Genomic DNA, 20,162 nt, shown 5'->3' with positions numbered 1-20,162 from the left:
AAGCAGCGAACAATCTCGCGACGACGTTTGCTTTCTTGCCCTGCCGCTGGAAACCAAGCCCCGTACCGGTGGCTCTGTTCACTGCCCCGCTATTTTTTCGCCACTGGCCGCGCATGGTGCGGTGGCGACGCTTTCAGGAAATGGATGAATGCCGCAAAGACAAGTGATCAATGCTTCGGTGAGCCCGAAAGGCAGCCTGGAGACCCTCTCGCAACGTGAAGTGCAACAGCTCAGCGCCGCCGGTTCCGGCAGCATCTATACCCTGTTCCGCCAGTGCGCCCTGGCCATCCTCAATACTGGCGCCCACGTCGACAACGCCAAGACCATCCTCGACGCCTACCACGATTTCGAAGTGCGCATTCACCAGCAGGATCGCGGCGTGCGCCTGGAACTGCTGAACGCACCGGCCGATGCCTTCGTTGATGGCGAGATGATCGCCAGCACCCGGGAAATGCTCTTCAGCGCCCTGCGCGACATCGTCTACACCGAGAACGAACTGGACAGCCAGCGCATTGACCTGGACAGCTCCCAGGGCATCACCGACTACGTCTTCCACCTGCTGCGCAACGCCCGCACCCTGCGCCCCGGCGTGGAGCCCAAGATGGTGGTGTGCTGGGGCGGCCACTCGATCAATACCGAAGAATACAAATACACCAAGAAGGTCGGCCACGAACTGGGCCTGCGCAAGCTGGACATCTGCACCGGCTGCGGCCCGGGCGTGATGAAGGGCCCGATGAAAGGCGCGACCATCGCCCACGCCAAACAGCGCATGAGCGGCGGCCGCTACCTGGGCCTGACCGAGCCGGGGATCATCGCCGCCGAGGCGCCGAACCCCATCGTCAACGAGCTGGTGATCCTGCCGGACATCGAGAAGCGCCTGGAAGCCTTCGTCCGCGTCGGCCACGGCATCATCATCTTCCCCGGCGGCGCCGGCACCGCGGAGGAGTTCCTCTACCTGCTGGGCATCCTGATGCACCCGGACAACCGCGACCTGCCCTTCCCGGTGATCCTCACCGGCCCCAAGAGCGCGGCGCCCTACCTGGAGCAGCTCAACGCCTTCGTCCTGGCAACCCTGGGCGAAGCGGCGCGCCAGCACTACCAGATCATCATCGACAACCCGCCGGAAGTGGCGCGGCAGATGACCGAGGGGCTCAAGACCGTCAAGCAGTTCCGCCGCGAACGCAACGACGCCTTCCACTTCAACTGGCTGCTGAAGATCGACGAGAGCCTGCAACGTCCCTTCGATCCGACCCACGAGAACATGGCCAACCTGCAACTGAGCCATGCCCTGGCGCCCCACGAACTGGCGGCCAACCTGCGTCGTGCGTTCTCCGGCATCGTCGCGGGCAACGTCAAGGACCAGGGTATCCGCCTGATCGAGCAGAAAGGCCCGTACAGCATCCACGGCGACCCGGCGATCATGCAGCCCCTGGACCAGCTGCTCAAAGCCTTCGTCGAGCAGCACCGCATGAAGCTGCCCGGCGGCGCCGCCTACGTACCGTGCTACCGCGTGGTCAACTGAGCCCTGCCCTGCCGCCTTGAACAACGCCGCGTTCGCTGCCTGGGAACGCGGCTTTTTTTTGCCCGGCCTGTACCGTTCGCCACGCGTCCCGTCCTGCTCCATGCCACTGCAACGCCCCTCTGGCGGGCCGTGCCTCGGGGTAAGTATTTTTCGTTTTTTTTGCGCCACCGGCGCCGCCGCCCATCATTCACTGCCTGAGTACTATCGCCTCACTGCCACTTCCGGCGGTACCTAAAGGAGATGACTCACATGGCTAAAAAAGCCCCTTCTGCCAAGCCCTCGCCGATGAACCAGCCGGCAGCTTCGCGCATCGCCAGCACCACCGCCAAGGCCGGCAACGGCCAGGTGGCGGCGGACAGCTTCGCTGCCCGGGCCGAACGCGCCGCGGCAAAAAACGCCAATCCTTGATCCTCTCGCCCCCACCGGCCTTCGCCGGTGGGGTCAGGCCAGGAGGCCGACATGACCCATTACAGCAATGACAAGGACATCGCCCGGCTGGTCCGCCAGCAATTACGTCTGGGCTGGCTGTTCCATCATGGCAAATGCCATGGGAAGCTCACTGCCCCAGGCAAGGGCTCGATCCCGGTGCCCTGCACACCCAGCGACTGCCGGGCACTGCAAAACTTCAAACTGATGCTGCGGAGGCTCGAATGCCGATAGCCCGTTCCCCCTTTCCCAGCCTGGGTGAGTGCTACCAACTGCTGACCGCCGCGTTCGATACCAAGGCCAGCGACCCAACGCGGCGCAAGCAACTGGCCAGGCTGGCAGACAGCGATCACGACTGGAGCCTGTTTCCCGCGATCAAGCGTGACCTGCTGATCGAACCCCTGGCCCAGCTGGACTGCGAGTTCGCCCAGTACGTGGAAGCCTTCATCGATTATCTGCAGGCGCACTACCTGGATCTGATCAAGAACGTGGAACTCGATAGCCTGAGCCGCGAGCAGGCATTACCGGTACTGGTCGAACACTATGCCGGCCTGGTCGGCGGCTTCCTCCAGCAACTGCAGCAACGCTTCGGCGGCCCGAACCTGGGGCAACTGCTGGACCCGGACCAGACGGCCTTCGGGCAGGTCTTGCAGTGGTATCAGCAGCACAGTGGCGACTCGCTCCAGCAACTGGCCCAGCGCCTGTATCCCGAGAGCAAGGATGCCCGTGACCAACTGGCCCGCTGGCACAACGGCACACGGCTGGCCGACCTGTCGAGCCTCAAGGTCCTGCTCAAGACCCTGGAACAGGCCGCCAGCCCGCCCCTGCTGGTGCGCAACCTGGGGCGCTGGCTGGTGATTGGCCGGGCCCTTGGCTACCTCGATCAACAGCTGCTCGGCGCCGGGCGCGGAGCTTTTCGCCAGCCGGTATTGCAGGCCCTGTTGCTGATGCCCACCCCGGACAGCGGCCGGCACGCGCTGCGGCGCCTGAATCTGGCGGCCGGCCAGCGCCTGAATATCCTCAAACCCGGGGCCCGATGGCTGAGCGAACACCTTGACCCGAGCCGAGACAAGGACAGTACCTGCCAGGCCCGAACCCGGCAGATGCTGGACGACTTCATCACCCTGCAAACCCGTTATGACGAAGATCACCGCACCGGCTATTTCAGTGCCTGGTACGAGGGCCGCTGGCAGTTGCTCTCGGGCAACTCCCCTGCCGCCCTGCGGCATTACGCCAAGGCCCTGGACGCGGCCCTGTATCGCGCCGGGCCCTTGCAGCTCGGCCTGCTGGAGGAAGCCCTGAGCCTGGCGGCGGCGCTGGAGGACAAGATCCTGCTCAAGCGCATGAAACATCAGGCCGTGGTGCTGGGACTGTTCAGCACCCAGGGCATGGAGCAGGGCCCGGTGATCAGTGACTGGGAAATCATTCAGTTGAAACAGGTCTTCGCACGGCTGTTCCCGCCGCAGGGTTTGTTCCCCCAGGCCGAGCGCCAGGAACTGCAGGTGGAGCGGCCCTTCCTGGCTTTCGACCCTGCCGAGATCGCCCGGATCAAGGTGGACCTGAAGCGCCCCGACCGGGTGATCACCGTGCATGCCCTGGACGGCCAGAAGCGTCGCTATCCGCAATTGCTGTGGTTCGCCTCCGAAGGTCAGGCCGATGCGGTGAGTGCGCTGTTGCAGGCCGGCGCCGACGTCAACCCGGGCGACGAGGCCGCTGGCTCGGCGCTGCTATGCGCCCTGCAATACGCCCACGATAGAAACCAGCGCGGCGCCCTCGACCTGCTCCTGGCCCGGCCTCATGCCGTCGCTACCCTCGACCGCCGCACCCACAGAAAACAACTGACGCCCCTGATACAGGCCATCGACATGGGGGATGCCGAACTGGCGGCCCGACTTCTGCAGATGGGCGCCTCGGCCGACGCGCGAGGGCTGTATCCGCTGCTGACCCCGCTGTATCACTGCCTCGGAAAGCTGTGCCAGGTGCAACGCCCGGACAAGACACTGGAGTTGGTACTCGAAAGGATCGGGCAACAGGACCCGGTCAGCCGCGAAGTCCTGCGCCGGACCCTGGGCAGCAGCGCCGGAACCTTCGGGCAACGGATGCCCATACCACCCGGGCACCCGCTGTATCAACAGGTGCTAGAAATGCTCCTGGAACTGCAGAGTGAACGCTGCGACCCCGGGCAACTGATGCATATCGCGCAACTGCTGCTGCATCACGGTGCCGACCCCAACGCTGTCCACGACTACCCCTGCGCCGGCCGGACCCCACTGATGCTGGCGGCCGAAGACGACCAGTTGGAGCTGTTCAAGGCCATGCTCGCGGCCGGCGGCGAGCCACAGCGCCAGGATCGCGAAGGCGCCGATTGCTGGCAAATCGCCCTGGCCCATGGCGCCCATCGGGTTCTGGCGTGGCTGCGCTCGATGCCGTCCTGAGAACCGTAGCCTGAAACTCCGGGACGGTTTGACAGCGTCCTGAGCAGTGTGGAATAGTTTTCCATAATAATGGAACACAGTTCCATTTTATCTCACTGATCGAAAAAGGCCCTGTCATTGTGAGCGACGTTCCCGCTGCAACCCTCCTGCCCCTGGATTGTGATTTGCTGGTGATCGGCTCCGGCGCCGCCGGCCTGGCCTGTGCGGTGACCGCCGCGTGGCATGGCCTGAAGGTGATAGTTGTGGAAAAGGATTCCACTTTTGGCGGTGCCAGCGCTTGGTCCGGCGGCTGGATGTGGGTGCCGGGCAATCCCCTGGCACGCCGCGCCGGCATCCATGAAAACCCGCAGCAACCGCGCACCTACCTCAAGCATGAGCTGGGGGAGCGCTACGATGCCGCACGCATCGACGCCTTTCTGGATAACGGGCCGCAGATGGTGGCCTTCTTCGAACAACACACGGCCCTGCAATTCGTCGACGGCAATGGCATCCCGGATATCCACGGCCAGGTGCCCGGGGCCGGGATCGAGGGCCATCAGGTGATCGCCGCGCCGTATGACGCCCGGGCCATCGGCCCACTGCTCAAACGGCTGCGCAAGACCCTGCGGGAAACCTCGTTCCTGGGCATGCCGATCATGGCCGGGGCCGACCTGGGGGCCTTTCTCAGCATGACCCGTTCCTTCAGGTCGCTGCTGCATGTGGCCGGGCGCTTTGCCCGCCACCTGCGGGACCTGGCGCTACACGGCCGGGCCATGCACCTGGTCAACGGCGTGGCGCTGATCGGCCGGCTGGGCAAGTCCGCCGAGGACCTGGGGGTCAACCTGCTGGAGTCCACACCGGCCCGCTCGCTGCTGCGCGATAGCCAGGGCGTGCAGGGCGCCCTGGTGGACACGCCTGAGGGGCCGCGGGAAATCCGCGCCCGGCGTGGAGTGCTGCTGGCCGCCGGCGGCTTCGCCAATGACCTGCCCCGCCGCCAGGCGTTGTTTCCCCGTGCCCCGGGGCCGGACGAGCACCTGGCCCTGCCGCCGCGCAGTTGCTGCGGCGACGGCATCCGCCTCGGCGAACAGGCCGGTGCCGTGCTGGCCACGGACCTTGCCAGCCCGGTGGCCTGGGCCCCCGTCTCTCGGGTGCGGCATGCCGACGGCAGCATCGGCCACTTTCCCCACATCATCGACCGGGCCAAACCCGGGCTGATCGGCGTGCTGGCCAACGGCAAGCGTTTCGTCAACGAGGCGGACGGCTACTACGACTACACCGCGGCCATGCTGGAGGCGGTTCCCGCGGGCGAGGAAGTGGCGTCCTGGCTGATCTGCGACCACCGCTTCCAGCGCCGTTACGGCCTGGGTTATGCCCGGCCCTTCCCCCTGCCGGTGGGGCCGCTGGTGCGCAGCGGCTACCTGGTACGGGCCGACTCCATCCAGGCCCTGGCCAGCCAGTGCGGCATCGACCCCCAGGGCCTTGCGGCCACGGTGCAGGCATTCAACCAGCATGCCCGCAACGGCCAGGACCCCGAGTTCGGCCGCGGCTCGACGCCCTACAATCGCAAGCAGGGCGACGCCCTGTATCCCGGGCCCAACCCCTGCGTGGCGCCCATCGAACAGGGGCCTTTCTACGCGGTGAAAGTGCTGCCCGGCAGCTTCGGCACCTTTGCCGGGCTCAAGACCAACGCCCAGGCCCAGGTGCTGGATTCGCACGGCACGGCGATCCCCGGGCTGTATGCCGCAGGCACCGACATGGCCAGCGTGATGGGCGGCTTCTATCCCTCCGGCGGTATCAACCTGGGGCCGGCCATGACCTTCGGCTACATCGCCGGGCGCCATGCGGCCGGGGTCAGTGACTACGAAGTGCCGCTGGATCCTGGTGCCGAGGCCACCCGCGGCTGAGCCGCCAGGACGGGTTCAGGGGCTCCGGCCATTGCCGGCGTCATCATTGACCAGCGGCGCCTGCAGCTGGCGTTCGAGCTGCTGGCCGAGGTAATACACCCCGGCCATGACCCCATGCTCGGGGTCATGCAACTGCCTGGCCCAGGCCTGATCGAAGGCCGCGCCCAGGTCCCGTCGGGTCTGGGCCTGCAGGCCTTCCCGGTCATGGTCCTGGACCAGCACCAGGACCCCGTGGCGGCAGCAGAGCATCGTTGGCCGCAAGGCATGTACCTCCCGCAAAGGCCGCGCCAGGCTCGACAGGTCGCCCTGGCGTTCCAGCAGTATAGGTGGCGCAAAGGCGGGCCCGATCGATTGCGAGCCGGGCTTTTTTCCTGCACCACGAAGAAACACTGCCACCGCCCACCGGCCCTCGGTATATTGCGCCCCGGCGCCTGCGCCACGGATCTGCCCCCTACAAGGAACCCCCATGCTCTACCGTATTGCCGCCGACAGCCTGGTGCTGTTTCACCTGTCCTTTATCGTCTTCGTGCTGCTGGGCGGCCTGCTGGTGCTGCGCCACCCGCGGCTGATGCTGCTGCACCTGCCCGCCGCGGCCTGGGGCGTGGCAGTGGAAGTGCTGCACCTGGAGTGCCCGCTGACCCGCTGGGAAAACCTGCTGCGCCACGCCGCCGGCCAGGACGGCTACGGCGCCGGCTTCATCGAGCATTACCTGATCCCGCTGATCTACCCCGCCGGGCTGACCCCGGGCATTCAGCTGTGGCTGGGCAGCCTGGTGCTGCTGATCAACCTCTGGGTCTACGGCTACCTGGCCCGACGCTGGCTGCGCAAGCGCCGCGCCTGAGCCTGCCGCCAGCCGGAACGGCGCACCGTTCCGGCCTTGCCTCCTCTGTTCGCCCCTCTACGAAACAGCCGAGACAGCAGCGCCGGCGCCTGAGGCAGGTGTTTCGCTATATACTTTTGTATATTGCGATTTCACACCCCCGAGATTTGCCCATGCACTGCCCCTCATCCACCCCGTTTTGCCCGCCCCCCGCAGGCGCTTGAGGCCGACTCGGCAGCGCCCCGGGTGCCAGCGCCAGCCCGCCAGGAACGCCGCTCGCGCCTGCGGCATCGGCAACTGATCCTCGATGCCGCCCGCAACGAGTTCGCCGCCAAGGGCTTCAGTGCCTGCCAGACCCTGGATATCGCGCTGCGCGCCGGGGTGCCCAAGGCCAACCTGTACTACTACTTCCACACCAAGGAAAACCTCTACGCCGAAGTCCTGCAGCCCCTGCTGGAACCCTTGCACCAGGCGTCGCGGCTGCTGCACCCGGAGGCCGATCCGGCGCAGGCGTTGCAGGCCTACATCGAGGCGCGGATGCAGATCGTCGAGGATTTCCCCCTGCGTTCGAAGATTCTCTGCAGCGAGTTGCTGCACGGCGCGCAGCAGTTGCCAGAGGCCTGGCGTGAAAGCCTGGAGGCGCAGAACCGCAGTGAAATCGCTTGCCTGCGCAATTGGGCCGAACGTGGCCTGATCCGCGCCATTGCCCCGGAGCACCTGCTGCTGTTCATAGGAGCGGCGACCCAGACCTACCCCACCCTGGGCTGGCAGATCGCCCTGATGAGCGGCGTAGCCCAGCCCTCCAGCAGGGACTTCCAGAGCGTCGCAGCCACCCTGACCCGCATGGTGCTGGCCGGGGCACTGCCGGCGCTGGCGAGCGCCCAGGGGCTGCCGGCCCGGGCCCTGGCGATCTAACCCGGTTCGAGTTCGCCCAGGCGTTCGCAAGCCAGGGTCAGGGCCTGCCAGGTCGGCTCGTCAGCGGGAATCAGGTGTTCGATGCGCAGCGACGCCACGGTTATGTCCTGGGGCATGCCGAAGGTGGTGAAGGTGGACAGAAAACGCAGCTCGCCCCCGGGCCCGCGCACCCGGGTCAGCAGCAACGGCTCGGCCGGGCTCGGGGTCGCCGGCGATTCTCCGGGGAATGGCAGGCCGGCCAACAGCGCCGCCAAGCCGGGGTCGCCCATGGCTTCCCGGGAGGCCCGCTGCCAGGCCACCTGGCGCACCTCCTCGGCATTGATCAGGCAGTCACCGAAACCACCGGGCTCCAGCAGGGCCGTCAACAGGTTGAAGCCCTGTTCCATGGCGTGTTGCGACAACCCCAGCAGTTGGAACAGCGCCGCGGTAGCCTGATTGGCCGCCAGCACTTGCCAGCCACTGTCGATGACGATCGCTGGCGCCGGGTTGTTGGCCTTGAGCAGGTGCATCAGCGCTGCGCGCACCGGCGCCAGGCCGGGGTCGGCCAGGGGCAAGGCGGCGTAGCGCGGCGCATAGCCCGCGGCGAGGAACACCCGGTTGCGCTGGGGCAAGGGGGTGTCCAGGGTGGTCAGCAGTGCATCCAGCAAGGCCGGGCTGGGCTGGGCGCGACCGGTCTCGACGCAGCTCAGGTGGCGTTGGGAAATCCCCGCCTGCAACGCCAGGTCCAACTGGCTCAAGCGCGCCTGGCGCCGTAACTGGCGCAACTGTGCGCCCATCGGCAAGGGCCCGGCGCGGGGAGCTTCAAGGGTGCAGGGCATGGCGGCGCGACCGCTGTCGGGCACAGGCATCCCGGCTCAGCCCACACGCTTGCAGAAGATCAGCTCGGGGTCCTGCTCGTCGAGGTTCTCGATCACCCCACTGGGCTGGAAACCGGCCTTGGCAATCAGGCCCCGGGCCGCCAGGTTCGACTGGTTGGTGGAGATGAACAGCCGGGGCGTGCGACAGGCCTGCTCGGCGGCGCCGAGCAAGCGCCGGGCCACGCCCTGGCGTTGCTGCCCCGGAGCCACCACCACCAGGGACACGAAGCCATGGTCGAAGAAGTCATGGTTCAGCAGCAGGTAGCCGGCGACCCGGCCGGCCGCCACCTCCACCCAACCCTGGCCACGGCCCACCGCCACGCGTACGGCATCGCCCCGGCTGGCGTGGGCCTGGGCATAGGTGTCGCACTCGAGCATGGCCGGCACATCATCGGGCCCGGCCACGCGGATCACCCGGCCTGCGCCGGGAGCCTGCTGGTTGGAAGTCATCGCTGTTCAATCCTTGAAAGTGAAAGTCGCACCGCCCCAGCTGACAGCCTGAAGCGCCCCGCTGTCTATGACCTGGGGGGTCATTGAGTGACAACAGGCTTGCCACTTAGCCTGTTCGCTCCCGCTTGTTCAAGGATTTTCACCGTGAAAAACACACTCTGGCGACTCTGCATCGGGCTGTTCGCCGGCCATGAGCTGGATGCCGTGGCGCAGCGTGAATGGCGCCTGCTGTATGGCCTGCGCGACCTTGACCCCATGCTCGGGCAGCACCTGTTCATTGCCCTGCACGTCCCCCTGTGTGCCGGGCTGGCCCAGCTGTGCGGCCATCGGCGCCGTCGCGTGCGCGAGCTTGCCCGCCAGTGGCTGGCGGCGCTCGCCCTGGTGCATGCCGGGTTGCATCAACGCCTGCGCGACGACCCGCTGTACCTGTTCGACTCCCTGCTGTCGCAAAGCCTGATCTTTGGCTGTGGCGCAGCCGGCCTGCTGTATCTGCTGCTGGGCCTGGCCACCCGCAACCGCCGCGCCGTACACCCTGCCCATCCCTGATCGAGGACTGCGCCATGCGCCACCCTTACCCCGCCCTGCTGGCTCTACTGGGCTTCAGTGCCTACACCCTGTACTGCCTGTTCCAGGCCGAACAGTCGCTGCTGCAATTCGGCCTGCAACTGCTGTCGCGCCCGGACACCGCACAAGTGGTGATCGACCTGTACCTGATGGCGCTGCTGGCGGCTGCGTGGATGCTGGGAGACGCCCGCGCCCGTGGGCGCTCCTGGCGTTCGGTGCTGCCCTATCTGCTGCTGACGGCGGTCTTCGTCTCCATCGGGCCCTTGCTGTACCTGGTGGTTCGCGACCTGCGCCCGCCCCGGCAGCCACTGGCCGGCGGCGCTTGAGCGCGGGCTTCAGATCAGGCGCTGAATCTCCTTGTGGCGCCACACCAGCTTGAAGTAGCAGACCTGCAGCACCAGCATGGTCAGGTAGGCCACCGGGAACGCCATCCACACCCCTTGCAGGCCGAAATGCGCGTCCAGCACATAGGCCGCCGGCACCTGCACCCCGAGGATGCAGAAGATCGAGATCGCCACCGGCACCAGCACCGTGCCGCTGGCGCGCATGATGCCGCCGACCACCGCCTGGAAACCGAACACCAGGATGCTCCAGAGCATGATGTGCAGCAGGTGCTGGGCCTGTACCAGGGCTGCCGGGTCGATGATGAACAGGCCCAGCAGCCAGTGGGAAATCAGGTAGCCGAGCAGCACCAGGGCGCCGGTGAGGCACAGGTTGATCGCAAGCCCGGTACGCAGGATCGGGGTGATGCGCTCCAGGCGCCCGGCGCCGATGGCCTGGGCGCCGAGGATCGAGGCGGTGATAGCGATCGACAGCGCCGGGAACTGCACGTAGTTGACGATCTGGGTCACCGCGCCATAGGCCGCCGTGGCCTGGGAACCGTGGCGGTTGACCAGGGCCAGGATCACCAGTTCGGAAAGCGAGATGACCACCATCTGCACCCCGGTGGGCAGGCCGATGCGCAGCACCTTGCCGAGAATCGCCCGGTTCAGCCGCAGCGCCGCTAACAGCGCCCGGTCCGGGGCCAGGGGGTGGTCGCGGCCACTCAGGCGCCAGACCAGAAACCCCATGGCCAGGATATTTCCCGCCAGCCCGGCGAAGGCCGCACTCTGGATACCCATGGGCGGCAGGCCCAGCCAGCCACGGATCAACGCCGGGGTCAGCAGCAGCCCCGCCAGGGTCGAGACCATCAAGGCCAGCAGGGGCGACAGGGTATCGCTGACACCCCGCAGCAACTGGGTGTAGAGCACGAACACCAGCAGCAGCGGCATGATCAGCATCATCACCCGGGCATAGCCCACTGCGTCGTCCAGTACATCCGCCGGTGTGCCCAGGCCCTGCAGGGCCGGGCGGGCGAACAGCATGCCCAGCACCGCCCCCAGCAGGCCGATCAAGGCCCCCAGCATCAGGGTACTGCCGGCCACCGACTTCACCGCATCCAGCTCCCGGGCACCCCAGGCCTGGCCGATCAGCACCGAGGCGCCGGCCCCCAGGCCGATCACCAGGGCAATGAAGAAGAACACGATGGGGAACATCCCCGACACCGCCGCCAACGCCTGGGTGCCCAGCAACTGGCCAATGTAGATACCGTTGAGGGTGCCGGAAAACGACTGCAGGAAATTCGACAGCACCATGGGCAGCAGGAAGACCAGGTACACCTGCCAGAGGGGGCGCTGAGGGGAAATGGACATGAAACAGGCAACCTCGGATCAAGAGGACGAAGGGCCGCGAAGAAGCCCCGTGGCACGGGGCTCGCGTCGGACCTGAAACATGTAGCAACCCAGGCCGCGCACGGCGTTCCGACAGCGCGGCCCGGGGTTTATATCAGTGGTTGACGTCGACCACCACCCGCCCGCGAACCTTGCCTTCAAGCAACTCGTGGGCGACGGTCAGGGCCTCTTCCAGGCCCACTTCGCGGGTGATCCGCTGCAGGTGCTGCTGGTCCACCTCGGCGGCCAGGCGTTCCCAGGCATGCACCCGCTCGTGATAGGGACGGGTCACGCTGTTGATCCCCAAGAGGCTCACCCCACGCAGGATGAAGGGCGCCACCGAGGCCGGGAAATCCATGCCCTGGGCCAACCCGCAGGCGGCCACCAGGCCATCGGCGGCGGTGCCGGCACAGACGTTGGCCAGCGTATGGCTGCCCACCGAGTCGATGGCCGCCGCCCAGCGTTCCTTGGCCAGCGGACGCCCCGGCTGGGACAGCTCGGCGCGCTCGATGATGCGGCTGGCGCCCAGCGCCTTGAGGTAGTCGGCCTCCTCCGGACGCCCGGTGGCGGCGATCACCGAGTAGCCCAGGCGCGACAGCAGGCTGATGGCAAAACTGCCGACCCCGCCGCTGGCACCGGTGACCAGCACCTCGCCGTGTTCGGGGGTCAGGCCGCTGCGCTCCAGGGCGATCAGGCAGAGCATGGCGGTGTAGCCGGCGGTGCCGATGGCCATGGCCTGGCGCGCGCTGAAGGCTTCAGGCAGGTGGATCAGCCAGTCGCCCTGCAACCGGGCCTTCTGCGCCAGCCCGCCCCAGTGGCTCTCGCCCACGCCCCAGCCATTGAGCAGCACCTGTTCACCCGGGCGAAAGCGCGGATGGCTGCTGGCTTCGACGGTGCCTGCCAAGTCGATACCGGGGACCATGGGAAACTGCCGCACCACCGGGCTCTTGCCGGTGATTGCCAGGCCGTCCTTGTAGTTCAGGGTGCTGTAGGCCACCCGCACCGTGACATCGCCCTCAGGCAGTTGCGCCTCCTCCAGCTCGCGCAGATGGGCGCGATAACCTGCAGTGTCTTTGTCGATCACAATGGCCTTGAACATCATGGACTCCTGTTGGCAAGGGAGGCTGCAGCGCTGGCTGCAACGGCGTAGAGCGCGAACGCGCCATCCTACGCAAGCCTCCGCAAGGCGTCCATGAGCCTCCCCTCCCCACTCGCGACGCTCGAAACAGCCCACTGCCCACGCCGGCGTCGCGTATCGCAGTACAGCCCAGCGCGCCCGGCCTGCCGGAACCGGGGCGTGGAGTAGCCCGGGCGTGGCAGAACCTGGCCCCAGAGCGCTACCATGCGGCGGCATCTGCCCCCTGACCGAACGGATTTCCGACCTTGTCCCATCTCCTGGAAAAAGCCGCCGCGCGCGGCGACCTTGCTGCTCTCGAGCGCCTGCTGGATGCGGGTGCGGACCTTGAATGGCAGCACAAGGGCACCGGCCGCACGGCCTTGCTGGCCGCCACTATCGCCGGGCACCAGCCGGCCGTGGCGCTGCTGCTGGCGCGCGGCGCGAATGTCCTGCAGCCGTGCAAGGCCCTGGGCTACAGCCCCCTGGCCTGGGCCGCCAGCCACGGCGACACCGCCCTGGCCGAGTTGCTGATCGCCCATGGCGCAGCGCTCGAACAGGCCAGCCCCGAACTGCAACGCACCGCCCTGATGAACGCCGCCCAGGCTGGCCACGAGGCAATGGTGGCCTTGCTGCTCGAGGCCGGCGCCAACCCCTCGCCCGTGGATTTCCAGCAACGCAACGCCTGGTCCCTGGCCGAAGAAAATGGCCATGCCCAGGTCATGCAACAGCTGGAGCAGGCCGGTACCGGGGCACCGCCAGCGCCTGCACCGGCCCCTTCCCTGCCCTGGCCGCCGCTGGTGCCTGGCACTGACAGCAGCGCAGATCCGGTCACCCAGGTGCGGGCCTATACCCTGGCTTTGTACTCTTGGGAACAGCGCGGCAACGCCCTGGGCCACGACGCGCTCGACGCCGCCTTCTGGGGCGAACCGCAACAGTTGCTCGAACGTTTTTGTACCCTGCGACCGCGGGCCTATCCGCGAGCCTCCTATGGTTACCCCACGACCCACGCCGAGGCCGACGAGCTACTGGGCTGCCAGTTGCTCAAGCCCGCCCAGGCCGAAGTGCTGGTGCGCGACCCGGCGTCCCGGGCCCTTTGCTACGAGCATCGCTTTGTGGTCAAGCGGGTTGCCGGCCAATGGCGCATCGACAGCGTCAAGCGCCGCCTGGCCGGCACCCAGAAATGGGCAAACGCCATTCTCTAGCGGGGGCAACGGGCAAGAGCGAACGGGCGCAGCCTGCTCGACGTGCGGCACGGTTCGAGCTCGTCGCCCTTGGCGTGCAGTTACCCGCCATCACCACCGCTGTCGAGATTCGCGTTGAAACACGTGCCGACAAGCCCCTGGCCCGGCAGCAGGCGGCCGCCAGCCAGCAGCAATTGCTGGTTGGCAGGCGGGCTGCTGCCCGTGGTTAAATGCCGCCCCGAAAAAATGACCGGCCCCGCTGATGACCCCTCTCGCCCTCGCCACCCTCAACCAGCACCTGTTGACCGCCCTGGCCGCCGCGCCCGGCGAAACCCGGCGCCTGTTCCATGGCCGCGGCCGCTGCTGGCCGGGGCTGGAACAGCTGACCGTGGACTGGCTGCAGGGGGTAGTGCTGGTGTCCTTGTTCAAGGAACCCGAAGCCGGGCAACTCGAAGCCCTGCAGCAGTTGCTGGCGGACCTGGGCTCGACCCCGCAATGGGAGGCCAGCGGCGCCCGCAGCCTGATGCTGCAACACCGCTACCTGCCCGACAGCCGTGGCGAGTGGCTGCTGGGCGAGGCCATCGACAGTTGCACCATTACCGAGGAAGGCCTGCGCTACCAGGTGGACCTGGGCAGCAAGCAGAACAACGGGCTGTTCCTCGACATGCGCTACGGGCGCAACTGGGTGCGGGCCAATGCCCGGGGCAAGAATGTCCTGAACCTGTTTGCCTATACCTGCGGCTTCTCGGTGGCGGCGATTGCCGGCGGCGCCGAGCGGGTGGTCAACCTCGACATGTCCCGGGCGGCCTTGAGCCGCGGCCGCGACAACCACCGGCTCAACGGCCACGACACCAGCCGGGTGAGCTTCCTCGGCCATGACCTGTTCAAGTCCTGGAGCAAGGTCAAGCAGGGCGGGCCCTATGACCTGGTGATCATCGACCCGCCGTCGTTCCAGAAAGGCAGCTTTGTCCTCGGCAAGGACTATGCGCGGGTGCTGCGGCGTCTGCCGGAGTTGCTCACGGCCGATGGTTGCGTCCTGGCGTGCATGAATGATCCGGCGTTTAGCGTGGATTTTCTTCTGGAGGGGATGGCCGAAGCGGCGCCGGGGTTGCGCTTTGAACAGCGGCTGGAGAACCCGCCGGAGTTTCCGGATGCGGATCCGCAGTGCGGGCTCAAGGCACTGGTATTTCGGCATGGGGCATAGGCCTTGATCCTGGCTGGATAGCCGTTGCTGCAGCAACGGGCATCCAGCCAGGCCCTTACAACTCCATCCGATACTCGATCACCCCCGGCTTGTGCGCCAGCCAGTCATACAACCGTTGCGCCCGCTTGTTGCTCTCCTGGGTATGCCAGTACAAACGAGCGCACTGGTGTTGCCGGGCAAAGGCCTGCACCCACTCGATCAACAGTTTCCCCGCCCCGCTGCCGCGAATCGACGGGGCCACGTACAGGTCTTCCAGATAGCAGAAGTCGCCGACGGCCCAGGTCGAACGGTGCAACACCAGGTTGACGAAGCCGATGACTTCATCGTCCTGCACCGCCACCGCCGAATACATCGGTTCCCGCGAATCGAGGAAACGCTCGAACGTGCGGCGACTGACCTCTTCGCTCAGCGTCACCTGATAGAAATCCTGATAGGCCAGCCACAGCGGCAGCCATTGCTGGTAATCCCCAGGCTGAATCGCCCGTACCGTCACCGCAGGTTGTTGATCGCTCATTGCGCGCTCCTCTTGATCATCCACACCGGGATCAGCCCCGGTTATTGAAGAGTGCGCAGGTTAGTGCGTGAGTGGCGGACTTTATCAGGCCAATTCTGCCATCTGTAACAGACCACTTTGCCCAAACCCTCACAGCCCGGGCTGCTGATGGGTCACGCAGTGAATGCCGCCGCCCCCTGCGGCGATAGCGTCGATATCCAGCTGGATCACCTGCCGTCCGGGGTACAGGCTGGCGAGCAGGCTGTGGGCCTTGGCGTCGGCCTGCCGGTCACCGAACTGCGGTGAGATCACCGCCCCATTGATCACGAAATAGTTGATATAGCCGGCGGCGAAGTCCGGGTTGCCCCGGCTGAAGCGGTTCTGCCGGGGATTCATCGGCGGCGACAGGGTATGCACCTGCAGCTTGCGACCATCGGCGTCACTGGCGGCTCGCAGGATCTCCAGGTGCTCGAGGGTTACCGAGTGGTCATAGGAGTCGGGATCGTTGTCGAGGTTGGCCACCACCACCCCCGGCCTGACGAAACGCGCATAGAAGTCGACATGGGCATCGGTGATGTCCCGGCCCTTGATCCCCGGTAGCCAGATAATCTTGCGCAGGCCGAGGCAAGCCTTGAGTTCCTCTTCGACCTCGGCCTGGCTCCAGCCCGGGTTGCGGTTGCCGTTGATCCAGCTGCTTTGGGTCATGATCCCGGTGCCGTGGCCGTCCACCTCGATGCCGCCGCCCTCGCCCACCAGTTCGCTGCGCAGATAACGGGCGCCTGCAGCGTCGGCCATCTGCCGCGCCAGCCGGGCGTCCCTGGCGTGGCGCTGTTTGTTGCCCCAGCCATTGAAGTTGAAGTCCACCGCGCCCAATCCGCCTTCCCCATCGACGACAAAGTTGGCACCGATGTCGCGCATCCAGATGTCGTCCAGTTCGGTGCTGACAAAAGTGATGTTGTGCGAGCCGCACAGCTGCTCGGCCAGGCCGCGCTCCTCTGCCCGGCAGAACAGGGTCAGGGGTTGATAGGCGGCAATTGCCCGGGCGATCCGCCCCTGGGCCTGTTGCACGTCGCCGGTAAAGTCTTCCCAGATGGCCTCCTGGGCACCAAAGGCCATGAAGGCCCGCTGCTGGTGGTCGCCTTCATCGGGCAGGTACCAGTGGCCCTGCTCCCCGGCCCGGGCACTGCGCGATCCCAGGCCGAGGGCCGGCATGGCGGCGACAGCGGCCAGCAACGAGGCCTGTTTGATCAGTTGACGTCGGGTGGGCATTGGACGGTTCTCTTGTCGAAGGTATTGCATGAAAAGGTTCGGGGGTGCGGCGCGGGCCCTCGCCGACACGCCGGCTCCTACCCGGGAGTGTAGGAGCCGGTTTGCCGGCGAACCGCATGGCGCCCGGTCAGTGGCGGGCAGCGGTGGCCGTCTTGAACTGGGTCCAGGTGCGCATTCGAGCCCGCATATCGGCCTGGGGAATGTCGCGGCCGGGAATCAAGCGTTCGAAGGTGGCGGCATCCGGGTAGATATCCGGGTTGTTGCCCATCTGCGGGTCGACACTTGGCCGCGCCCGGGCATTGGCCGTGGGGTAGCCGGTGAAGTTACTGATGGCCGCCATGTTCTCTGGTCGGGTCACGAAGTTGATGAAGGCATAGGCGTATTCCGGGTGCCGCGCATCCTTGGGGATCGCCATGGTGTCCATCCACACCGTGGTGCCTTCCCGGGGAATGCGGTACTGGAACTCGACCGCTTTGCCTGCGGCGTCGGCGGCGCGCTGGGCCTGGGTCATGTCACCGCTGTAGCCCAGGGACAGGCACAGGTTGCCATTGACCAGGTCGGTCACCGGCTGCGACTGGAACTTGCGGATATAGGGCCGCAGCTTGCCCAGCAGCTCGCCGGCGGCCCGCAGATCCTCGGGCCGGGCGCTGCGCGGGTCGCGCCCCAGGTAGTGGAGCGCCACCGCCAGCACCTCATCCGGCGAGTCGATCAGGGAAATTCCGCAATCGGCGAAGCGCGCCGCCAGCTCCGGCTTGAACAGCAGGTCCAGGCTGTTGACCGGGGCGTCGGGCAGGCGCTCGGCAATCTGCCGGGCGTTGTAGGTCAGGCCGATGGTGCCCCAGGTGTAGGGCACCGTGGCCTGGCGGGCCCCGGGGTACTGGGCGCGCAGCTTCTGCAGGCCGGGCTCGATGTCGTCCTGGCCGGTCAGCCGGGCCGGATCCAGGGTCTGCAGGCTGCCGGCGCGCATCAGGCGCTCGGCCACGGTGTCACCGGGAAAGATCAGGTCGTAGCCGCTGCCGCCGGTCATCAGCTTGGCTTCCAGCACTTCGCTGCCCTCCATCACGTCGTAGATCACCCTGATCCCGGTTTCGGCGGTGAAGCGCGCCAGGGTATCGGCGGCGAAGTAGTCGGCCCAGTTGTACAGGCGCAGGGTCTTGTCCTCGGGTTCGGCCTGGGCCTGGAGCGCTACCAGGGTCAGGGCCAGCATGCCCGCGCAGCGGCGTTTCCAGCGTTTGCCTGTGATCTGCATGTCATGCCTCCCGGGGGTTCCAGCGTGGGTGAAGGTGGTGGCCGTCCAGGCTCAGCAGCGGCCCGTACATCTCCGGGCGACGGTCGCGGAAGATGCCCCAGGTGCGACGCTCCTCGGCCATGGCGGCCAGGTCCAGGCGCTGCAGCAAGACCCCTGTGCTGTCACGATCGGCCTCGGCCAGCAGCCGGCCCTTGTGGTCGCAGATGAACGATGAGCCGTAGAAATCCATGTGCAACGCCGGGTCACCGGTAGCCACTTCACGGCCGACCCGGTTGGCCGCCACTACCGGCAGCAGGTTGGCCGCCGCGTGCCCGCGCATGGTCATCTGCCAGTGATCCCGGGAATCCAGCCCGGCGCTGCCCGGTTCGCTGCCGATGGCGGTGGGAAACAGCAAGACCTCGGCGCCTTGCAGCGCCAGGCACCGGGCGGTCTCGGGGAACCACTGGTCCCAGCAGATGCCGATGCCCAGGCGGCCGAAAGCGCTGTCCCAGACCTTGAAACCGGTATCGCCGGGGCTGAAGTACTCCTTCTCCTGATAACCCACGGCGTTGGGAATGTGGGTCTTGCGGTACACCCCCAGCAAGCGGCCGTCGGCATCGGCGACGCTCAGGGAATTGAAATAGGCCGTACCGGCCCTTTCGAACCAGCTCAGGGGCAGCACCACACCCAGCTCCCGGGCCAGGGCGGCGAAACGCTGGAGCACCCGGCTCGCGGGGTACTCCTCGGCCAGGGCCAGGTGCCGGTGCTGCTGTTCGATGCAGAAGTACGGGGTGGCGAACAGCTCTTGCAGGAGGATCACCTGGGCGCCCCGGGCTGCCGCTTCGCGCACCAGCTGTTCGGCGCGCTCGAGGTTGCCCGGCAGGTCCCAGGTGCAGGGCATCTGGGTGGTCGCGACGGTCAATGGGTTCATGCCTGGGCCCTCGTTGGCCATTGGGGTTGCTGCTGGGTGATGCAATGCACGCCACCGCCGCCGTGGGCCAGATGGTTGATCCGCACCGGCACCACCTGCCGGTCAGGGAACGCCCGGGCCAGCACCTGGGCCGCTTGCTGGTCGGCGGCGATGCCGTAGGCCGGCATGATCACCGCGCCATTGGCCAGGTAGAAGTTGGTGTAGGAGGCGCAGAACACCTCGGCCCGGTGGTCCACCGCGGCGCTGGCCTCGAACAGCTCGATCAGCTCGAAGGCGCGCCCGCGGGCATCCCGCGCCAGCTCCAGGGCACGACGGTTCTCGCGCACCACTTCGGCGTACACCGAGCCCCGGTCATGGGTGGCATCCACCAGCAGCACCCCGGGGCGGGCAAAGGCGCAGATCCCGTCGACATGGCCGTCGGTCATGTCCCCGGTCACGTGGTCCGGGTCCCCCGGCAGCCAGATGATCTTCTGCACACCCAGCAGGCGCTGGAAGATCGCCTCGACCTCGGCCTTGCCCAGGCCCGGATTGCGGTTGGGGTTGAGCAGCACCGATTCGGTGGTGATCAGGGTGCCCTCGCCGTCCACATGGATGGCCCCGCCTTCGTTGGCCAGGGGCGTGCCGAAGCAAGGCAGCCCCAACTGGTCCAGCAGGCGCCGGGCCAGGCTGCGGTCCAGGCTGTGCTCGGACTTGCCGCCCCAGGCGTTGAAGCGCCAACTGACCCCGGCCAGCCCCAGCTGCGGATGGCAGATGAAACTCGGGCCGGAATCCCGGCACCAGCTGTCGTCCACCGCCTGGGGGACCAGCTCGACATTGGCGCCACACAGGCGTCGGGCACTGTCCAGGGCAGCGGGATCGACCACCAGTTTCACCGGTTCGAAACCGGCGATGGCATTGGCCACCCGGGCGAAGTCTGCCTGCACCTCGGCCAGGGTCACGCCCCATACCGATTCCCACAACCCCCGGTTGTGGGGCCAGACCATCCAGGTCGCCGCGTGGGGCGCCCACTCGGCGGGCATCCGCCAGCCACTGTCCTGCCTGTCATTGCCTTGCATGGGCCCTGCACCTCTCAAGTAAGGTTTTGTTATCAATCAACCAACAAGGTTGAAACACAGCGCCCATGCTATGGCTTTGAAAAACCGCCAACAAACGATAGAT

22 protein-coding genes are annotated in these 20,162 nt (G+C 66.8%); 12 read left to right on the top strand and 10 right to left on the bottom strand.

The window, feature by feature from the left end:
* The first annotated feature begins 148 nt into the window (after nucleotides 1–148).
* The 5 genes from ppnN to KI242_RS13085 all read left to right on the top strand — a co-directional run bounded on the left by ppnN (nucleotide 149) and on the right by KI242_RS13085 (nucleotide 6,266).
* Complete coding sequence (gene ppnN / locus KI242_RS13105) at nucleotides 149–1,522, top strand: nucleotide 5'-monophosphate nucleosidase PpnN (RefSeq protein ID WP_011060748.1); 1,374 nt, start codon at nucleotides 149–151, stop codon at nucleotides 1,520–1,522.
* A gap of 249 nt (nucleotides 1,523–1,771) precedes the next feature.
* Entirely contained in the window at nucleotides 1,772–1,930 is a 159-nt protein-coding gene (locus KI242_RS13100) for a hypothetical protein (protein WP_174394982.1), read from the top strand.
* Between the two features lie 51 nt (nucleotides 1,931–1,981).
* Nucleotides 1,982–2,182, top strand: coding sequence for a hypothetical protein (locus KI242_RS13095; RefSeq protein ID WP_161466983.1), 201 nt, complete (start codon nucleotides 1,982–1,984; stop codon nucleotides 2,180–2,182).
* Entirely contained in the window at nucleotides 2,173–4,383 is a 2,211-nt protein-coding gene (locus tag KI242_RS13090; RefSeq protein WP_161466982.1) for a hypothetical protein, read from the top strand. The genes KI242_RS13095 and KI242_RS13090 overlap by 10 nt, the downstream gene beginning before the upstream one ends.
* A 119-nt stretch (nucleotides 4,384–4,502) precedes the next feature.
* Entirely contained in the window at nucleotides 4,503–6,266 is a 1,764-nt protein-coding gene (locus tag KI242_RS13085; protein ID WP_015635200.1) for an FAD-dependent oxidoreductase, read from the top strand.
* Nucleotides 6,267–6,281: 15 nt separating this feature from the next.
* On the opposite strand, the gene KI242_RS13080 is transcribed toward KI242_RS13085, so the two are convergent.
* Nucleotides 6,282–6,527 (bottom strand): hypothetical protein, encoded by a 246-nt coding sequence (locus KI242_RS13080; RefSeq protein WP_244868192.1) that lies wholly within the window; start codon nucleotides 6,525–6,527, stop codon nucleotides 6,282–6,284.
* A 205-nt stretch (nucleotides 6,528–6,732) separates the two neighbouring features.
* Here KI242_RS13080 and KI242_RS13075 point away from each other — a divergent pair, with 205 nt between their 5' ends.
* A complete protein-coding gene (locus KI242_RS13075) occupies nucleotides 6,733–7,107 on the top strand; it encodes a DUF2784 domain-containing protein (protein ID WP_011060745.1) in 375 nt (124 codons plus the stop codon).
* A 225-nt stretch (nucleotides 7,108–7,332) separates the two neighbouring features.
* Nucleotides 7,333–8,001 (top strand): TetR/AcrR family transcriptional regulator, encoded by a 669-nt coding sequence (locus KI242_RS13070; protein WP_011060744.1) that lies wholly within the window; start codon nucleotides 7,333–7,335, stop codon nucleotides 7,999–8,001.
* On the opposite strand, the gene KI242_RS13065 is transcribed toward KI242_RS13070, so the two are convergent.
* The gene (locus KI242_RS13065) at nucleotides 7,998–8,849 is read right to left on the bottom strand and encodes a helix-turn-helix transcriptional regulator (protein ID WP_212806235.1); all 852 of its coding nucleotides are present in this window, start codon (nucleotides 8,847–8,849) and stop codon (nucleotides 7,998–8,000) included. The genes KI242_RS13070 and KI242_RS13065 overlap by 4 nt on opposite strands.
* Before the next feature lie 6 nt (nucleotides 8,850–8,855).
* Complete coding sequence (locus tag KI242_RS13060; protein ID WP_210456889.1) at nucleotides 8,856–9,308, bottom strand: GNAT family N-acetyltransferase; 453 nt, start codon at nucleotides 9,306–9,308, stop codon at nucleotides 8,856–8,858.
* Between the two features lie 144 nt (nucleotides 9,309–9,452).
* Here KI242_RS13060 and KI242_RS13055 point away from each other — a divergent pair, with 144 nt between their 5' ends.
* Both KI242_RS13055 and KI242_RS13050 read left to right on the top strand, forming a co-directional pair.
* Nucleotides 9,453–9,854, top strand: a complete 402-nt coding sequence (locus KI242_RS13055; protein ID WP_041117504.1) for a DUF6713 family protein — start codon at nucleotides 9,453–9,455, stop codon at nucleotides 9,852–9,854.
* A gap of 14 nt (nucleotides 9,855–9,868) precedes the next feature.
* Nucleotides 9,869–10,198, top strand: a complete 330-nt coding sequence (locus KI242_RS13050) for a DUF2834 domain-containing protein (RefSeq protein ID WP_011060740.1) — start codon at nucleotides 9,869–9,871, stop codon at nucleotides 10,196–10,198.
* A 9-nt stretch (nucleotides 10,199–10,207) separates the two neighbouring features.
* Here the strand turns inward: KI242_RS13050 and KI242_RS13045 are convergent, their stop codons facing one another.
* Complete coding sequence (locus KI242_RS13045) at nucleotides 10,208–11,563, bottom strand: MATE family efflux transporter (protein ID WP_210482260.1); 1,356 nt, start codon at nucleotides 11,561–11,563, stop codon at nucleotides 10,208–10,210.
* A 133-nt stretch (nucleotides 11,564–11,696) separates the two neighbouring features.
* A complete protein-coding gene (locus KI242_RS13040; RefSeq protein WP_011060738.1) occupies nucleotides 11,697–12,680 on the bottom strand; it encodes an MDR family oxidoreductase in 984 nt (327 codons plus the stop codon).
* A gap of 284 nt (nucleotides 12,681–12,964) precedes the next feature.
* Here KI242_RS13040 and KI242_RS13035 point away from each other — a divergent pair, with 284 nt between their 5' ends.
* Genes KI242_RS13035 through KI242_RS13025 form a run of 3 tightly spaced genes read left to right on the top strand, consistent with a single transcriptional unit; the run spans nucleotide 12,965 to nucleotide 15,083 of the window.
* Nucleotides 12,965–13,900: an ankyrin repeat domain-containing protein gene (locus KI242_RS13035; RefSeq protein WP_212806234.1), complete on the top strand. Its 936-nt coding sequence runs from the start codon at nucleotides 12,965–12,967 to the stop codon at nucleotides 13,898–13,900.
* Nucleotides 13,879–14,109 carry a hypothetical protein gene (locus tag KI242_RS13030; RefSeq protein WP_141323228.1) on the top strand — a complete coding sequence of 77 codons (231 nt, stop codon included), beginning with the start codon at nucleotides 13,879–13,881 and terminating at the stop codon, nucleotides 14,107–14,109. The genes KI242_RS13035 and KI242_RS13030 overlap by 22 nt, the downstream gene beginning before the upstream one ends.
* Before the next feature lie 32 nt (nucleotides 14,110–14,141).
* On the top strand, nucleotides 14,142–15,083 hold the full coding sequence (locus tag KI242_RS13025; protein ID WP_077933885.1) for a class I SAM-dependent methyltransferase: 942 nt from the start codon (nucleotides 14,142–14,144) through the stop codon (nucleotides 15,081–15,083).
* 55 nt (nucleotides 15,084–15,138) lie between these two features.
* On the opposite strand, the gene KI242_RS13020 is transcribed toward KI242_RS13025, so the two are convergent.
* The 5 genes from KI242_RS13020 to KI242_RS13000 form a co-directional block, all read right to left on the bottom strand.
* Complete coding sequence (locus KI242_RS13020) at nucleotides 15,139–15,597, bottom strand: GNAT family N-acetyltransferase (protein WP_077933884.1); 459 nt, start codon at nucleotides 15,595–15,597, stop codon at nucleotides 15,139–15,141.
* Nucleotides 15,598–15,726: 129 nt separating this feature from the next.
* Entirely contained in the window at nucleotides 15,727–16,845 is a 1,119-nt protein-coding gene (locus KI242_RS13015) for an agmatine deiminase family protein (protein WP_041117493.1), read from the bottom strand.
* A 127-nt stretch (nucleotides 16,846–16,972) separates the two neighbouring features.
* Nucleotides 16,973–18,052 (bottom strand): extracellular solute-binding protein, encoded by a 1,080-nt coding sequence (locus KI242_RS13010; RefSeq protein ID WP_053151495.1) that lies wholly within the window; start codon nucleotides 18,050–18,052, stop codon nucleotides 16,973–16,975.
* Nucleotides 18,053–18,095: 43 nt separating this feature from the next.
* Entirely contained in the window at nucleotides 18,096–19,004 is a 909-nt protein-coding gene (gene aguB / locus KI242_RS13005; protein ID WP_077935007.1) for an N-carbamoylputrescine amidase, read from the bottom strand.
* A complete protein-coding gene (locus KI242_RS13000) occupies nucleotides 19,001–20,059 on the bottom strand; it encodes an agmatine deiminase family protein (RefSeq protein ID WP_212806233.1) in 1,059 nt (352 codons plus the stop codon). Before KI242_RS13000 ends, aguB begins: the two co-directional genes overlap by 4 nt.
* Nucleotides 20,060–20,162 lie beyond the last annotated feature (103 nt).

Source organism: Pseudomonas sp. Eqa60, assembly GCF_018326405.1.
Classification (GTDB): Bacteria; Pseudomonadota; Gammaproteobacteria; order Pseudomonadales; family Pseudomonadaceae; genus Aquipseudomonas; species Aquipseudomonas protegens.
The sequence above is the reverse complement of the archived record's forward strand: the minus strand, read 5'-3'. Positions and strand labels throughout refer to the sequence as shown.

Coding starts and splice junctions, on each gene's coding strand:
- ppnN (WP_011060748.1), top strand. CDS start 149: ATGCCGCAAAGACAAGTGATCAATGCTTCGGTGAGCCCGAAAGGCAGC.
- KI242_RS13100 (WP_174394982.1), top strand. CDS start 1,772: ATGGCTAAAAAAGCCCCTTCTGCCAAGCCCTCGCCGATGAACCAGCCG.
- KI242_RS13095 (WP_161466983.1), top strand. CDS start 1,982: ATGACCCATTACAGCAATGACAAGGACATCGCCCGGCTGGTCCGCCAG.
- KI242_RS13090 (WP_161466982.1), top strand. CDS start 2,173: ATGCCGATAGCCCGTTCCCCCTTTCCCAGCCTGGGTGAGTGCTACCAA.
- KI242_RS13075 (WP_011060745.1), top strand. CDS start 6,733: ATGCTCTACCGTATTGCCGCCGACAGCCTGGTGCTGTTTCACCTGTCC.
- KI242_RS13065 (WP_212806235.1), bottom strand. CDS start 8,849: ATGCCTGTGCCCGACAGCGGTCGCGCCGCCATGCCCTGCACCCTTGAA.
- KI242_RS13060 (WP_210456889.1), bottom strand. CDS start 9,308: ATGACTTCCAACCAGCAGGCTCCCGGCGCAGGCCGGGTGATCCGCGTG.
- KI242_RS13050 (WP_011060740.1), top strand. CDS start 9,869: ATGCGCCACCCTTACCCCGCCCTGCTGGCTCTACTGGGCTTCAGTGCC.
- KI242_RS13045 (WP_210482260.1), bottom strand. CDS start 11,563: ATGTCCATTTCCCCTCAGCGCCCCCTCTGGCAGGTGTACCTGGTCTTC.
- KI242_RS13040 (WP_011060738.1), bottom strand. CDS start 12,680: ATGTTCAAGGCCATTGTGATCGACAAAGACACTGCAGGTTATCGCGCC.
- KI242_RS13030 (WP_141323228.1), top strand. CDS start 13,879: ATGGGCAAACGCCATTCTCTAGCGGGGGCAACGGGCAAGAGCGAACGG.
- KI242_RS13025 (WP_077933885.1), top strand. CDS start 14,142: ATGACCCCTCTCGCCCTCGCCACCCTCAACCAGCACCTGTTGACCGCC.
- KI242_RS13020 (WP_077933884.1), bottom strand. CDS start 15,597: ATGAGCGATCAACAACCTGCGGTGACGGTACGGGCGATTCAGCCTGGG.
- KI242_RS13015 (WP_041117493.1), bottom strand. CDS start 16,845: ATGCCCACCCGACGTCAACTGATCAAACAGGCCTCGTTGCTGGCCGCT.
- KI242_RS13010 (WP_053151495.1), bottom strand. CDS start 18,052: ATGCTGGCCCTGACCCTGGTAGCGCTCCAGGCCCAGGCCGAACCCGAG.
- aguB (WP_077935007.1), bottom strand. CDS start 19,004: ATGAACCCATTGACCGTCGCGACCACCCAGATGCCCTGCACCTGGGAC.
- KI242_RS13000 (WP_212806233.1), bottom strand. CDS start 20,059: ATGCAAGGCAATGACAGGCAGGACAGTGGCTGGCGGATGCCCGCCGAG.